The following is a 14,235-nucleotide window of genomic DNA, read 5'->3' on the forward strand; positions in this document are numbered from 1 at the left end:
GACACGACGCTGGGGACGCCATGCGGTCACGAACGCCAGTGCGGTCCGCGCTTCGCCTCCATCGCGGCCTTTCCGATCGCGCCCTTGCGCTTCCAGTCCTTGCGGATCTCCGCGCGGAGTCGGGCGTCCGTCTTGGCGACGATGCGCTGGTTCTCCCGCAGGAGCTTGCGGTAGCTGTGCAGCCGCCGCTCGGGCAGGTCGCCTTCCTCGACGGCGGCCAGCACGGCACAGCCCGGCTCGGCCTCGTGGGCGCAGTCGTGGAAGCGGCACCGCTCGGCCAGTTCCTCGATCTCGGAGAACACCTGCCCGACGCCGGTCTGGGCGTCCCACAGTCCGACACCCCGCAGCCCGGGCGTGTCGATCAGGACGCCCCCGCCGGGCAGCGCGAGCAGGTTGCGGGTCGTCGTGGTGTGCCGGCCCTTGCCGTCGACGTCCCGGGTGGCCTGGACGGTCATGACGTCCTCGCCGAGCAGCGCGTTGGCGAGGGTCGACTTGCCCGCGCCGGACTGCCCGAGCAGCACGGACGTCCCCCCGGCGACGATCGCCGCGACCACGTCGAGACCGGCGCCGTCGACGGCGCTGACGGGCACCACCGGCACGCCGGGCGCGCTGGTCTCCACGTCCTGGACGAGGTGGGCGAGGGTGACGGCGTCCGGCACGAGGTCGGCCTTGGTGAGGACGACCAGGGGCTGTGCCCCGGATTCCCAGGCGAGCGCGAGGAACCGTTCGATACGGCCGAGGTCGAGCTCGCCGGTGAGGGGCACGGCGACGAGGGCGTGGTCGACGTTGGCCGCGAGGATCTGCCCCTCGGACCGCTTGGAGGAGGTGGAGCGGATGAACGCCGTGCGGCGCGGCAGGTAGGCGCGGACGTAGCGCGGGTTCCCGCCGGGTTCGACGGCGACCCAGTCGCCGGTGCAGACGACCCGCATCGGGTCGTGCGGTGTGACGAAGGCGGTGTCGGCCCGCAGCACTCCGTCTGCGGTGACGACGTCGCACTGCCCGCGGTCGACCCGGATCACGCGTCCGGGCAGCAGTCCTTCGGTGTCGTACGGGGCGAACTCGTCCGCCCACGCCTCATCCCAGCCGTAGGGAGAGAGCGCGGCGGAAACGGAGGAAGCAGAGCTGGTAGTCAAGGGTGACCTTTCCCAGGTCGGCCCCCGGCCCGACAGTCGGTCGGATCAGCCGGCGGCCACGGAGGTGGACGTGATGGATTCCTGGATGCGGGCAGCGCCCATCGCAAAGACAGCCATCGGTCAACACCTCCTCGATCCTCGACTCTTCGTGTTCCCCCGGCACTTCGTGGAACCGGCGTCACGCTACCCCGTCACCGGTCAGTCGCGTCAACTGCTTTTCGCGCAGTCCTGTCCGTTCAGCGTGAAGTCGTACGGCGGGGAGTTCTTGCCGCGCCAGGAGGCGAGGAAGCCGAAGGCCAGGTCGCCGCCCGCGGGGACCGCCTTGTTGTAGTCGGCGGCGGTGGCGGTGACGCGGGAGCCGTCCTGGCCGACGGATGCGTCCCACATCTGGCCGACCTGCTGGCCGTCACGGAAGGACCAGGACACGCGCCAGGAGTCGAGGGGCTTGCTGCTGGTGACGGTGACGGTGGCCTGGAAGCCGTCGGGCCACTGGTTGACCAGGTCGTACTCGACCCGGCACGTGGGGCTCTCGCTCTCGCGGTCCTCCTCCGTGGGAGTGGAGGTGCCCTGCGGTTCGGTGTGGCGGTTTCTGCCCTCGGGTTTGGCCGGTTTCTCCGACTTGCCGGTGTTCTCGGTGGCGTTGCCGGCCGGCTTCGAGGTCGCCGGAGGCAGGTCGGGCGCGGACGGCAGGGGCGGGTCGGGGTTGGGGTCGGCCACCGGCTGACGGCCTGCGTCGCCACGTGCCCCGAGGTCGTCGCCGGAGCCGCCGAAGGGCATCATCGAGACACCGAGCGCGAGGACGGAGACCAGGACGGCGGCGACGAGGAGGCCGTTGCGGGCGACGCGCGCCTTCTGCTCCCCGTCCTCCGGTTCTCCCGTCGCCTTGTCCGCCGCGTCGGGCCGGCCGGCGCCGAGCCGTACCTCGGCGGCGCGGCGGCGGCGCTCCAGGTAGGCGAGCCCGCCCCAGCCGATCACCCCGCCGGCCAGTGCCCCGGGCAGTGCGCCGCCGTGCAGCCGCAGACAGGCGGCGGCCTCGGCGCACTGGACGCAGGTGGCGAGGTGCCGGGACAGGTCGCGCGGCGTGTCGGCGGCGGCGGAGCGGGTGACGGCGTCCAGCAGCCGGGCGTAGCTGCGGCACTGGGCGTCCATCGGGGTGTCGAGGTGGTTGCGGTGGCAGCGGTCCCGGAACAGGGTGCGCACCTGCTGGAGTTCGTCGGCCGCGGTGGCCGGGTCGAGGCCGAGGCGGCGGGCGACCACGGACAGCGGCAGGGCCTCCACCTCGGCCAGCCACAGGAGTTCGGCGTCGGCCTGCTGGAGGTCGCGCAGGCCGCGCAGCGCGAGCGGGCGCGTCAGGGGCGGGCCGGTGTAGCGGGCGGCCTTGTCCGAGTTGAGCCACAGGCGCAGGTCGGGGTCGAGCTTGTGGCCCTGCCCCTCCTCTTCCCAGGCCGCGGCCGTGGTGCGTACGGCGGTCAGCAGCAGGGGTATCCGGGGCAGCCGGGCCGCGCGGCGGCCGGCGTTTCTGGCCTGGCCGGTCTCGGCTGCGCGGGCCTCACGTGTGCCGTGTGCGAACGCCTCACGGCCCAGCTGCGCGGCGGCGGCGGAGCCGGACGTGCACAGGTCGGCGTACGCGAGGACCGCGTCCCAGCACTCGGAGAACAGCGCGGCCTCGGCGGCGTCCTGAGGGGTCGGCAGGTCGGGCATGGGTCTCCTGCATCCACGAGCGAGGTCAACTCACCACTTCGGCAATGGAGTTGGGGGAAACCTCGCGGCAGGGCAAGAGCTTTTCACGCCACCCACACAACTGACAAGCGCCCTGTTCAGATGTCAGGGCAGGGCGGCAGGCCCCCACGGCTCCGGCCTTTGCATGCCGTACGGACACTGCCGCCCAATGACTCAACGCCGTACCGCAATGATGGACGACGTCATCAAAGCGTTATCAAACGGCGGTGGGTTCGTCCGCCGGGAGGCTGTCCATGAAGGAGCTGACGGAGAAGACCGCGTTGCCGGCGCCGGGCGGGCCGTAGCCGGGGGGCGAGGAGAGGCCGAAGTCCTCCATGGTCTGCCGGTACGCCTGGAGCAGACGGATGTGGTACTCCAGCGGCGCGCCCTGGGGGTTGGCCTTGCCGAGGGGTGTCGTGGGCTCCGGGCACCAGGTGGTGAAGCGGGGCGTGATCCCGTGCGACATGAAGAAGCGCAGGCCCTCGGTGGTGGAGGCGATGGCCTCGTCGACCGTCTTGAAGCCGAAGGGCTCGGCCATCTCGACTCCGGCGACGAAGTTGGGGATGACGTTGCGCGCGCCGAAGATCTCCGCCGAGTCGAGGATGCGCTTGTGCCACTCGTCGCGGCCGACGTAGCGCTCCTTGCCCGGGCAGTACATCTTGAACAGGTACTCGTCCCACACCTCGTAGTTGGGGTGGTAGATCTGCACGCCGTAGTCCTTGAAGCGCTGGACGTCGTCGCGCGGCAGCGCCTGGGCGACGACCTTGCCGATCCACCGGCCGGGGAAGCGCTCCTCGATGGCCTTGGCGTAGTGGCCGTAGAAGTCGGCCTCGTCGCGGCCCGAGACCGTCTTGGTGATGGCGCCGCCGGTGAGCGTGTAGGCGGTGGAGGCCTTCGCCGTGTCGTAACGGTCGATGATCTCCAGGGCCTCCAGGACCTCCTCGACGTCCTTGACCCCGGTGTACGGGCGCCCGGCGGCCTTGTGCTGGCGCCAGTTGTGGTTGATGTCGCAGTACTGGCACTCCTCCTTGGCACCGAAGTACTGGCAGACCCGGAAGACGGTCAGGTAGATCAGGTAGCCCCACTGGATGGTCGGGGCCACCTCCATGACCGACTTCCCGCTGGCGAGGGTGTGCCGGTAGTACTCGGGCATCGGCGGCACGCCGACGTCGGAGATGCGCTTGCCGTCGAGGTAGAGGCCGAGCACGCCGTCGTCGTTCGCGGCGACGCGGTACGGCGAGGACGGGTTCACGCGCACCGAGACGACGGTCCGGCGCAGGTCGTACGGGCCGCCGGTGAGGATGATCTCCTCCGGCGGGCGGCGCAGCGCGGCCTCGCCCAGCTCGGGCAGGGTGCCGTGGTCGAAGGAGAAGATGAAGTACGACTTCGGCTTGACCTCACCGCCCTCGTTGTCGCTGAGCGCGGACGGGTCGAAGGCCACACCGCCCCGGAGCAGGTCCTCCTTGAAGACGGCCTCCCGCGGGACGTGCGGGAATCGCTCCATCAGATCCTCGACCAGCGCGGTACGGCTGCCGCTGCCCATCCCGTGTCTCCTCCCGGTTCGGACGTACGACTCCTCACGGTATGCCCATGCGTGCGCGAGCCCGGTACCGGGGCCCCCTGGCTCGGATGAATGTCCCTTATCTCCGCAAGCTACCGCCGGCTCGCGATCAGCGGTGTGACGCCCTGTAGCGTGCCGGCTCGCGGCGGATCACAGCCGCGGGCACGAAGGAGCGGGGATGTCAGGAATACGCAGCCGCAGGATCGCGCCACTGAACAGGATGGGCGGTCGGGCCGTCGACCCGTGGAAGTCGGTGCGGCGAACGGCCGGGCTGGTGGCGTTCGGATGGGCGTCCGCAGCGGGCACCACCGGCCTCGCGTACCTGACCTTGGGCTTGGAGGTGGTCCCCATCATGGTCGGCGTGCTCCTGTGCTTCGCCTTCGCCTTGATGTTGCTCCTTCTCCACCGAGCCGTGTGGCTGACCGTGCTGTCCGCGGTGCCCGCGTTGTTCATCCTCGTCGGGTCCGTCCAGTTCGCGCCCGAGGCAGCCCTGGAACAGCGCGGCGTGCGCGAGAGCGTGGTGATCGTGGCCGACACCGCGGCCGGTACGTCGAGCGGCAACCACCGCTTCACCCTCCGGGGCACGGACGGAAAGGAGCTGGAGGAGAAGCTGGGGTTCGATGGCGACGCCTGGGCTCCGAAGGTGGGTGACCGGCTCGACGTCATCCGCGACCCCGAGGGCGCCGTCCCGATGGAACAAGCGGACGACGTCGACGCCGCGGGCCGGCTGGGCGGCCTGATCGGCGGCACGGTGACGTGGACGCTGATGGCGGTGCTGGCGGGGTGGCGTGGCCACGTCCACCGACGCAGGGGCAGCGAGTCCCTGGCGTACCAGCTCCTGTGATCCCGGGCGAGGGCAGACCGCTCGGCTCACGACCGGGCGGCTCCTCATGAGCGCAGCACACGACGACAGGCAGCCCTCCGACGGGAAGGACGCGCTCACCGCGGGATGTCTCCTGCTGCTCGTGCTGGTGGCGGACACGGGGGCCGCGTTTCTGGTCGTCCTCCTGCTCGCGGTGCGGGGGCTGGGCCGGATGGACGCCGACGCCGGGCGGCCCCCGGCCGGCCCGCCGCCCACGGACTGGGCGCCGCTGCTGGGCTTCGGGGCCCTGGCCCTGGGAGTGACGGGCGTCCTGCTGCTGCGGGTCGGGAACCGGTTCATCGGGGCGGTCCAACTGGTGCTGTGTGTCGTCGTCGCAGGGCACGCGCTCGGGGCATGGACCTGACCGGGCACGAAGCAAGGCGGCCTAGGCCTCGCGCTCCAGTGCCGCCGGGTCGACCGCGTAGGCCGGTTTCCCGCCGGTCAGCAGCCGTTCCGCCTCCTCGGCGACCGTCAGGCCGAGGCGGGCCAGCTCGTTGCCCTGGGAGCCCGCGAGGTGCGGGGTGACGAAGGCTCCGGGCAGGTCGTAGAGGGGCGAGTCAGCGGGCAGCGGCTCGGGGTCGGTGACGTCGAGGATCGCGGTCAGGCGCCCGGCGCGCAGTTCCGCCACGAGGGCGTCGTGGTCGACCAGGGCGCCGCGCGCGGTGTTGATGAGCACCGCCCCGTCGGGCATCAGGGCCAACTCGCGGCGGCCGATCAGGTGGTGGGTCTCGGGCGTCTCGGGGGCGTGCACGGTGACGATGCCGGACGTGCGCAGCAGGTCGTCCAGCGGCAGCAGGGGGACGCCGAGCGCGCAGGCCTCCCGCTCGTCGACGTACGGGTCGGTGAGGACGGGCCGCAGATCGAAGGGGCGGAGCAGTTCGAGGACGCGGCGGCCGATGCGGGAGGCGCCGATGACACCGACGCGGCGGCCGTAGTTGCCGATGCCGGGGACGACGCCCCAGCCGGAGGAGGTGCGGGTGGTGCGCATCCGGTCGCGGGCGGCGAGCACGTCCTTCCCGGCGAGCAGGATCATGGCGAGGGTGTACTCGGCGACCGGCAGCGCGTTGGCGGCGGCGGCCGAGGAGACAACGATGCCGCGCCGCCAGATCGCGGGGGTGGCGAAGGACTTGACCGAGCCGGCCGAGTGCAGCACGGCGCGCAGCCGGGGAGCCGCGTCGAGGACCGCCTCGTCGAGCCGGGGGCAGCCCCAGCCGGTCACCAGGATCTCGGTCCGGGCCAGCGCGTCGCGCACGCGAGGGTCGGCGAAGTCCCGCACCACGAGCGCCGGGTCGATGTCCACGGACTCCCGCAGCCGGGCCAGCACCTCGGGCGGGAAGACCTGCGGCACGTTCTCGGCGGTCATGGCGAACAGTGCCTGGGGGCGCTGGCTCAAGGAGGTGACCTTCCGGTTCGGAGAAGGGCTGGGGACAAGAGCTGGGGGCGACGGGCTCGGGACGGCTCGCCCGGAACACCGGTAGAAAACGCTCTCTACCGCTCTGTCCACGGTAGACCGAGCCGGGCGGCAGCGGCAACGGAGGGCGGGCCGGGGTAGGTTCCGGCAGGGGGCTTTCCCGGTCCCCCGCTGTTTCGGGGAAGGACGACGCGATGAACGGGACCGTGACCAACTGGGCGGGGAACATCACCTACGCGGCCAAGGAACTGCACCGGCCGGGCTCGCTCACCGCGCTGCGCGCCCTCGTCGCGGACAGCGACCGGGTGCGGGTGCTGGGCAGCGGGCACTCGTTCAACGAGATCGCCGAGCCGGGCGCCGAGGGCGTCCTGCTGTCGCTGGCCGACCTGCCGCAGGAGGTGGACGTCGACACGGCGGCCCGCACGGTCCGGGTCGGCGGCGGCGTGCGCTACGCGGAGCTGGCCCGCCGCGTGCACGGGCAGGGGCTCGCACTGCACAACATGGCGTCCCTGCCGCACATCTCGGTGGCCGGGTCGGTCGCGACCGGCACCCATGGCTCGGGCGTGCTCAACGGCCCGCTCTCGGCGGCCGTGCGCGAGGTGGAGCTGGTCACGGCGGACGGCTCCACGGTGACCATAGGCCGGGACGAGGAGCGGTTCGGCGGGGCCGTCACCTCGCTCGGCGCGCTCGGCGTCGTCACCGCGCTCACCCTCGACCTGGAGCCCACCTTCGAGGTCGAGCAGCACGTGTTCACCGAACTGCCCTTCGCGGGGCTGGACTCCGGGACGTTCGAGACGGTGATGGCGACGGCGTACAGCGTCAGCCTGTTCACCGACTGGCGCGCGCCGGGCTTTAGGCAGGTGTGGCTCAAGCGGCGCTCCGACCAGCCGCTGCCCGCATTCCCCTGGGCCTCCCCCGCCACCGGGAAGATGCACCCCGTGCCGGGGATGCCCGCGGTCAACTGCACCGAGCAGTTCGGTGTGCCGGGGCCGTGGCACGAGCGGCTGCCGCACTTCCGGGCGGAGTTCGTCCCGAGCAGCGGGGCGGAGCTGCAGTCGGAGTACCTGCTGCCGCGCGGGCACGCCGTCGAGATGCTGCACGCGCTCGACGCGATCCGGGACACCATCGCCCCCGTCCTGCAGACCTGCGAGGTGCGCACGGTCGCCGGCGACGACCAGTGGCTGAGCCCCTCCTTCGGCCGGGACACCGTCGCGGCGCACTTCACCTGGGTCGAGGACACACCGGCGGTGCTGCCGGTGGTGCGGCGGGTGGAGGAGGCGCTGGAGCCGTTCGGGGCGCGGCCGCACTGGGGGAAGGTCTTCACCGTGCCCGCGTCCGCTCTGCGCGGGCTGTATCCGCGGCTCGGTGATTTCCGGGCGCTGGCGCGGGAGCTGGACCCGGAGGGGACGTTCGCCAACGCCTTCGTGCGGGACGTGCTCCGGGAGGCGTAGCGGGCCTGAGGGGCGAAGCGCGGCGGTCCGCGGGTCAGGCCGTGGCGTGCGGCCGGCCGCGGTCGCCGGACGGCGCGGCCCGGTCGGCCTCGTCCTGGGCGAGCAGGGAGAGCAGCGCCGCCACGGTAAGGCCGGCCTCGGCGGGGTGACGCAGCACCTTGCCGGGGTCGATCCGGTAGGTGTTGGTGCGGCCCTCCCGGGTGTGGGAGAGATAACCGTCCTGCTCCAGGTCGGCGATGATCTTCTGGACGGCGCGTTCGGTGAGCCGGCAGTGAGCCGCGATGTCCCGGATACGGGCGTTGTGGTTGTCGGCGATGGCCGCCAACACCCGGGCATGGTTGGTGAGAAACGTCCATCCGGTGTGTGGCTCGGGCACTCCATCCATACCCCAACTCTACCGACCAGGTGTACACGTATTCAAAAACACGTACTGCGTTTCATGTATTGATTGACGGGTGTGGGGTAAAGGGGCAACGCTGGAAAGTGAAGGAACGGCGAACGGACAAGGGAGAACGGGGCCATGCCGGACCCTGCGCACTCGGTGACGGCGATCCCGCCCTGCATGGCGACCATGGACGTCATGCCGGACGGCGACCGGATGACCGTCACCGTGTGGGGTGAGCTCGACCTGGGCAGCCGGCGGCTGCTGCCGGACCTGCACGACATCCTCACGCTGTCGGGCAGCGGCATCGACCTCCGTCTGGACGCGGTCGGGTTCTGCGACTGCTCCGGGCTCAACGTGCTGCTCGACCTGCGGCTGCGCGCCCTCGACGAGGGCAAGACGGTCACCGTCCGCTCCAGCGGCCGCGCGGTCGGGCGCCTGCTCGATCTGACCGGCACGCGGGAGCTATTCGCGGCGCCGGGCCCCCACAGGGACGGCCCCACCGCCGAGGACGGCCCCACCGCCGAGGACGGCCCCACCGCCGAGGGCGGGCCCCGCCGGGGGGCGGCCGACGACGAGGAAATCCACGCGGACGACCGGGAACTCCGCTCCGAAGTCACCCAGTTGCGACGGGCCATGCAGACCCGGCCGACCATAGACCTGGCCCGCGGCATCCTGATGGCCTCCTTCGGCCTGAGCCCCGAGAGGGCCTGGAGCGTGCTGGTCAGAACCTCCCAGAACACCAACACCAAGCTGCACCATCTGGCCCGGGACCTGGTGGGCACCGTGTGCGGCGGCACGCTGCCCGAGCCGGTGCAGCAGCAACTCGCGGCGGCGGTCGCGAGCACGGCACCCCGCAGCGGGGCGGCGGAGGACGGGACCGGCGTCCCCTGAGGCATCATGAACAGGCCGCCGTCGGGTGCCCACCGGCCATCACCGGCTCTCACCAGGCGCGCACTTTATAAAGCCCCTTTCCTAACCCCTTGTCGAAAGTCCCGGCAGCCCATAGCCTTGCGCCGCGCCGGTGCCGACGTCGACCCGGCCCGAGCCGGTCTGGGAAGGGATGGGCACCCCGGTGAAGCGCACGTCACGAGACATCCGCACCGCGAACCGCTATGAGGTGCTGCGCCAGATCATCGCCGAGTCACCGACCTCCCGGCAGGAGCTGGCGGCCGCCACCGGTCTCAGCCTGGCCACGGTCGCCACACTCGTCGGCGAGCTGCTCGACCTCCGCATGATCACGGAGGTCGGCTTCGAGGACTCGGCCGGCGGCCGTCCCCGGGGCCTGGTCGCGGTCAACAGCTCGGGGGGCGCGCTGATCGGCGTCGACATCGCCGAGACCTACGTCCACGTCGAGCTGTTCGACCTGGGGCTGAACGTCCTCGCCCGCGCCGAGGAGGACGTCCGCGCCGGCGAGAGCCTGCCGGAGCAGGTGGTGGGCCATGTGGCCGCCGCGGTCGGCTCGGTGGTCACCCAGGCCGGCATCGAGGGCGCCCGGGTGCTCGGGGTCGGGGTGAGCGTGCCGGGGCAGGTGGACCGCGCCACCGGCACCTCGGAGTACGCGCCCAACTGGGACTGGCACGACGTGCCCCTGCTCGACCTGCTCACCGAGCACATCGCCTATCCCCTGTACCTGGACAACCCGCTGCGGGCCAGCGCGGTGGCCGAGCTGTGGTTCGGGGCCGCGCGCGGGCGCGGGAACGCCGTCGTGGTCAATCTCGGGACCGGGGTCGGCGCCGGGCTCGTCCTGGGCGGCGGGCTGCACCGGGGCGTGAGCAACAGCGCCGGGGAGTGGGGCCACACCACGATGGTGCTGGACGGACGCCTGTGCCGCTGCGGCAACCACGGCTGCGTGGAGACGTACGTCGGTGCGCGCGGCATCATGCTGAACCTGCGTGAGATCGGCCCGGACAGCGCGCTGCTGCATCCGGACGACCAGACGGCGACCATCGACGCGCTGGCCCGCGGGGTCGCGGCGGACGATCCGGTGGCGCGCCGGGCCGTTCACGAGACCGCGCGCTATCTGGGCGCCGGCGTCGCCGACCTGGTGAACCTGTTCAACCCCGAGATCGTCGTGCTGAGCAGCTGGGTCGCCCGCACCCTGGGCGAACCGCTGCTGCACGAGGTGCGCGAGGCCGTGGCCCGGCACGCGCTGCCGCGGCCGCTGGCCGCCACCGAGATCGTCCTCTCCCCGATCCCCACCGACCCGGTGTGCCTGGGCGCGGCGACGTTCGCGCTCGAAGGGGCGCTCCAGGCCGTCGGGCACCGGAACGGCACACGCACCACCCCGGCCAAGAGCACCACCCGCGCGCGGAGCCGCACCACCGCTCCCCCCTCGTAACGGCGGAAGCAACTCCTCCGCCACTCCCGCTTGTTCGAAATCGCGAACCGGACACAACGCTTCGAACAGACTTCGTCCAACCCCTTGCCGAAGCCTTAGCCGAAGCTCTAGCGTCCCGCACCGCACCTCTCTTTGAGCCATCTGGCGCGAGCCCCCGGGCCGTGAGCCATCAGGCAGTGAGCCGCAGAGCCGCAGCCGCACTCGAGACAAGGACGTCAGCATGTCGGCATCGAGCAACATGAACTGGGACCGCCGCAACGTACTGCGGGCCGCGATGGGGCTGGCCGCCGCCGGCGGACTGGCCGCGTGCGGCAGCAACACCGGACGGGGCGGTGGGTCCGGTTCGGGCACCAACCTGGTGCAGATGTTCCACGCCTACGGCGAGGCAGGCACGGAGCAGGCCATCAAGCGGTACGCGAAGGCGTACAAGGGCGCCAACGTGACCACGCAGTGGATCACCAGCTCGGACTTCGAGAGCAAGCTCTTCTCGGCCCTGCTCACCAAGAACGCCCCGGACCTCTTCGAGTTCCACCCGCAGATCCAGATGGTCAAGAGCGGCCAGGTGGCGGACTTGACCGACATCATCGAGCCGGTCAAGGACGACTTCAACCCGGCCGACATCAAGTCGCACACGGTCGACGGCAAGATATACGGCGTCCGGATGATCGACGACCCGCAGTTCTTCTTCTACCGCAAGTCCATGCTGGAGAAGGCCAAGGTCGACGTGCCGACCACGCTCGACGAGCTGATGGAGGCCGCCGCCAAGCTCACCACCGGCAAGGTCAAGGGCCTGTACATGGGCAACGACCTGCACTCGGTCATCAACCCGATGATCTGGTCGGCGGGCGCCGACACGCTCAACGAGAAGAACGAGATCGCCTACCACACCCCCGGTGTCATCGAGGGCATCAAGAAGATGCGCAAGCTGTTCACCAGCGGCGACCTCCTCCTCGGCGCTCCGACCGAGTCCTGGGACCCGTCCTCGTTCAACCAGGGCCTGTGCGCCATCCAGTTCTGCGGCATGTGGGCGATGCCGGCCATCCAGGACGCGCTCGGCGACGACTGGGGGGTCTTCCCCTTCCCGAAGACCGTCGACTCCGGCAAGCAGTCCGTCTACAACGGCGGCTGGTCGATGTTCGTCAACGCCAAGAGCAAGAACGCCGACGCGGCCAAGGAGTTCGTGAAGTGGCTGTGGATCGACCAGAAGGAGTACCAGGAGGACTGGGCCACCTCCTACGGCTTCCACATCCCGCCCCGCACCTCGCTCGCCAAGACGGCCGACAAGCTCAAGTCGGGCAATGCCGCTGAAGGCGTCAAGCTCTTCAACGAGTTCGGCCACTTCGACAACATCGGCTGGACCCAGGCCATGATCACCGCCCTCGAGGACGTCTTCGCGAACTCCGTCCGCAAGGACATGGATCCGGAGAAGGCTCTCGACAAGGCCGACGCAGCCGTCAACCGCGAGCTCAAGAAGCTGTTCGGATAGGTCGCGGGACGGAACACGACATGTCGACGACCACCAAGCTCGACCTCGCGAGCCCCGCCTCGGCCCAGGCCCCTTCGGCCAAGCCGCGGCGGGGTCTGCGGGGCAGCCCCACCGTCAACTTCTGGCTCTTCACCGGGCCGTTCCTGATCGGCCTGGCGATCTTCGTCTACGCGCCGATCCTCTGGAGCCTGTGGCTCAGCTTCTTCGAGGCCCGCTTCACCGTCACGCCCGACAAGTTCGTCGGCTTCGACAACTACGTGTACATGCTGACGAACGACGACTTCGTCGGCTCGCTCGGCACCTTCACCGTCTTCGCCGCGTTCATCGTGCCCACCACCTGGGCTCTGTCCCTGGGGCTCGCCCTGCTGGTGAACCGGATGCGCTTCATGAGGGCGTTCTTCCGTTCGGTCTTCTTCCTGCCGACCGCGGTCAGCTACGTCGCCGCGGCGCTGATCTGGAAGATGTCCATCTTCAGCGGGGTCCGCTTCGGCCTGATGAACACGGTCCTCGGCTGGTTCGGCATCGAGAACATCGCCTGGCTGATCGACCCCAACCCGCCCTGGTACTGGCTGGTCATCGTGACCGCCCGGCTGTGGCTGCAGTCCGGTTTCTACATGATCCTGTTCATCGCGGCGCTGCAGAACATCCCGGACGAGCTGTACGAGGCCGCCGCCATCGACGGCGCCAAGCCGGGCTGGCAGACCTTCCGGTACATCACTCTGCCCCAGCTGCGCGCGACGTCCACAGCGGTGATCCTGCTGCTGCTCATCGCCGCCTACCAGGCCTTCGACGAGTTCTTCAACCTGCTGTCGAAGACCACGTGGGGCCGCCCGCCCCTCGTCGAGCTGTACTACAAGGCCCTGGGCGAGAGCCAGGACTACGGCGCCGGCAGCGCGGGCGCACTCATCCTGACCGTGCTGATCTGTGCCGTGACCCTGCTCCAGGGCAAGATCATGGGCTTCGGAAGGGGTGACGAGTCCAAGTGACGACCACCATGCCCAAGGTGCGCGAACCCGCGCCGGCGTCGGACACGACCAGCCGGGTCAGGCGCGGCGGCGGGGTGATGAACTCCACCGGCCTCTACATCGCCACGGGCGTCGCCGCCTTCTTGTTCCTCATCCCGTTCTACATTCTCGTCCGCAACGCCCTCTCCACCGACGCCGAGATCACCGGAGAGAACTGGAAGTTCTTCCCCACGGACATCCAGTGGGGCAACATCACCGAGCTTTTCAGCGACGGGACGGTCCCCTTCGCCCAGTCCCTGTGGAACTCCGCGGTCGTGGCCACCCTGCACACCGTCGGCGTCCTGCTGGTGTGTTCCCTCGCGGGCTACGGTCTGGCCCGCATCCCGTACAAGCACGCCAACAAGGTGTTCTACGCCGTGCTCGGCACCCTGATGGTTCCGACCGCGGTCACCTTCGTGCCGAGCTTCGTGCTGGTCTCCTCGCTCGGCTGGGTGGACACCTACCGGGGCCTCATCATTCCGGGCCTGTTCAGTGGTTTCACCTGCTTCCTCTTCCGGCAGTACTTCCTGGGGTTCCCCAAGGAGCTGGAGGAGGCGGCGCGCATGGACGGACTGGGCTACTGGGGTGCGTACTGGCGCGTCGTCGTGCCCAACTCGCTGAACTTTTTCGCGGCGATGGCGACCATCACCTTCATCAACGGCTGGAACGCCTTCCTGTGGCCCCTGGTCATCGGCCAGGATCCGAGTTCGTGGACCGTCCAGGTCGCGCTCTCCAGCTACATGACCAACCAGACCGTCGTCTTCCACATGATCTTCATGGCCACGGCCATTTCCATACTGCCCCTGGTGTTCGTGTTCCTCTTCCTCCAGCGCTGGCTGGTGCAGGGGATCGCACAGACCGGCATCAAGGGCTGAGCAAGGAGAC

At 70.3% G+C, this 14,235-nt stretch carries 13 protein-coding genes; 8 read left to right on the forward strand and 5 right to left on the reverse strand.

The features are described 5' to 3' along the window. Nucleotides 1-26: 26 nt before the first annotated feature. The 3 genes from rsgA to ACIBL4_RS22730 all read right to left on the reverse strand — a co-directional run bounded on the left by rsgA (nt 27) and on the right by ACIBL4_RS22730 (nt 4,395). On the reverse strand, nt 27-1,133 hold the full coding sequence (gene rsgA, locus ACIBL4_RS22720; protein WP_399412818.1) for a ribosome small subunit-dependent GTPase A: 1,107 nt from the start codon (nt 1,131-1,133) through the stop codon (nt 27-29). Nucleotides 1,134-1,340: 207 nt separating this feature from the next. After that, nucleotides 1,341-2,834, reverse strand: a complete 1,494-nt coding sequence (locus ACIBL4_RS22725; RefSeq protein ID WP_399412820.1) for a cellulose binding domain-containing protein — start codon at nt 2,832-2,834, stop codon at nt 1,341-1,343. A gap of 235 nt (nt 2,835-3,069) precedes the next feature. After that, a complete protein-coding gene (locus ACIBL4_RS22730) occupies nt 3,070-4,395 on the reverse strand; it encodes a radical SAM protein (protein WP_399412823.1) in 1,326 nt (441 codons plus the stop codon). A 196-nt stretch (nt 4,396-4,591) separates the two neighbouring features. Between ACIBL4_RS22730 and ACIBL4_RS22735 the strand changes: the two genes are divergently transcribed. Then, nucleotides 4,592-5,257, forward strand: coding sequence for a hypothetical protein (locus ACIBL4_RS22735; protein WP_399412825.1), 666 nt, complete (start codon nt 4,592-4,594; stop codon nt 5,255-5,257). 46 nt (nt 5,258-5,303) lie between these two features. Beyond that, nucleotides 5,304-5,639, forward strand: coding sequence for an inner-membrane translocator (locus ACIBL4_RS22740; RefSeq protein WP_399412827.1), 336 nt, complete (start codon nt 5,304-5,306; stop codon nt 5,637-5,639). A gap of 21 nt (nt 5,640-5,660) precedes the next feature. On the opposite strand, the gene ACIBL4_RS22745 is transcribed toward ACIBL4_RS22740, so the two are convergent. Beyond that, nucleotides 5,661-6,668, reverse strand: a complete 1,008-nt coding sequence (locus tag ACIBL4_RS22745; protein WP_399412828.1) for a hydroxyacid dehydrogenase — start codon at nt 6,666-6,668, stop codon at nt 5,661-5,663. Between the two features lie 212 nt (nt 6,669-6,880). Between ACIBL4_RS22745 and ACIBL4_RS22750 the strand changes: the two genes are divergently transcribed. Beyond that, nucleotides 6,881-8,137 (forward strand): D-arabinono-1,4-lactone oxidase, encoded by a 1,257-nt coding sequence (locus ACIBL4_RS22750; protein WP_399412830.1) that lies wholly within the window; start codon nt 6,881-6,883, stop codon nt 8,135-8,137. Between the two features lie 34 nt (nt 8,138-8,171). Here the strand turns inward: ACIBL4_RS22750 and ACIBL4_RS22755 are convergent, their stop codons facing one another. Further along, nucleotides 8,172-8,522, reverse strand: coding sequence for a helix-turn-helix transcriptional regulator (locus ACIBL4_RS22755; RefSeq protein WP_399412832.1), 351 nt, complete (start codon nt 8,520-8,522; stop codon nt 8,172-8,174). Between the two features lie 135 nt (nt 8,523-8,657). On the opposite strand from ACIBL4_RS22755, the gene ACIBL4_RS22760 reads away from it, so the two are divergent. From ACIBL4_RS22760 to ACIBL4_RS22780, 5 genes are all read left to right on the forward strand, one after another. Next, nucleotides 8,658-9,413 carry an ANTAR domain-containing protein gene (locus ACIBL4_RS22760; protein ID WP_399412834.1) on the forward strand — a complete coding sequence of 252 codons (756 nt, stop codon included), beginning with the start codon at nt 8,658-8,660 and terminating at the stop codon, nt 9,411-9,413. 169 nt (nt 9,414-9,582) lie between these two features. Then, the gene (locus ACIBL4_RS22765) at nt 9,583-10,860 is read left to right on the forward strand and encodes an ROK family transcriptional regulator (RefSeq protein WP_399413485.1); all 1,278 of its coding nucleotides are present in this window, start codon (nt 9,583-9,585) and stop codon (nt 10,858-10,860) included. 220 nt (nt 10,861-11,080) lie between these two features. Next, nucleotides 11,081-12,346: an ABC transporter substrate-binding protein gene (locus ACIBL4_RS22770; protein ID WP_399412836.1), complete on the forward strand. Its 1,266-nt coding sequence runs from the start codon at nt 11,081-11,083 to the stop codon at nt 12,344-12,346. Nucleotides 12,347-12,366: 20 nt separating this feature from the next. After that, nucleotides 12,367-13,332 (forward strand): carbohydrate ABC transporter permease, encoded by a 966-nt coding sequence (locus ACIBL4_RS22775; RefSeq protein ID WP_399412838.1) that lies wholly within the window; start codon nt 12,367-12,369, stop codon nt 13,330-13,332. Next, nucleotides 13,329-14,225: a carbohydrate ABC transporter permease gene (locus tag ACIBL4_RS22780; RefSeq protein ID WP_399412840.1), complete on the forward strand. Its 897-nt coding sequence runs from the start codon at nt 13,329-13,331 to the stop codon at nt 14,223-14,225. Before ACIBL4_RS22775 ends, ACIBL4_RS22780 begins: the two co-directional genes overlap by 4 nt. Nucleotides 14,226-14,235: the final 10 nt, after the last annotated feature.

The organism is Streptomyces sp. NPDC050416 (genome assembly GCF_044458845.1).
Classification (GTDB): Bacteria; Actinomycetota; Actinomycetes; order Streptomycetales; family Streptomycetaceae; genus Streptomyces.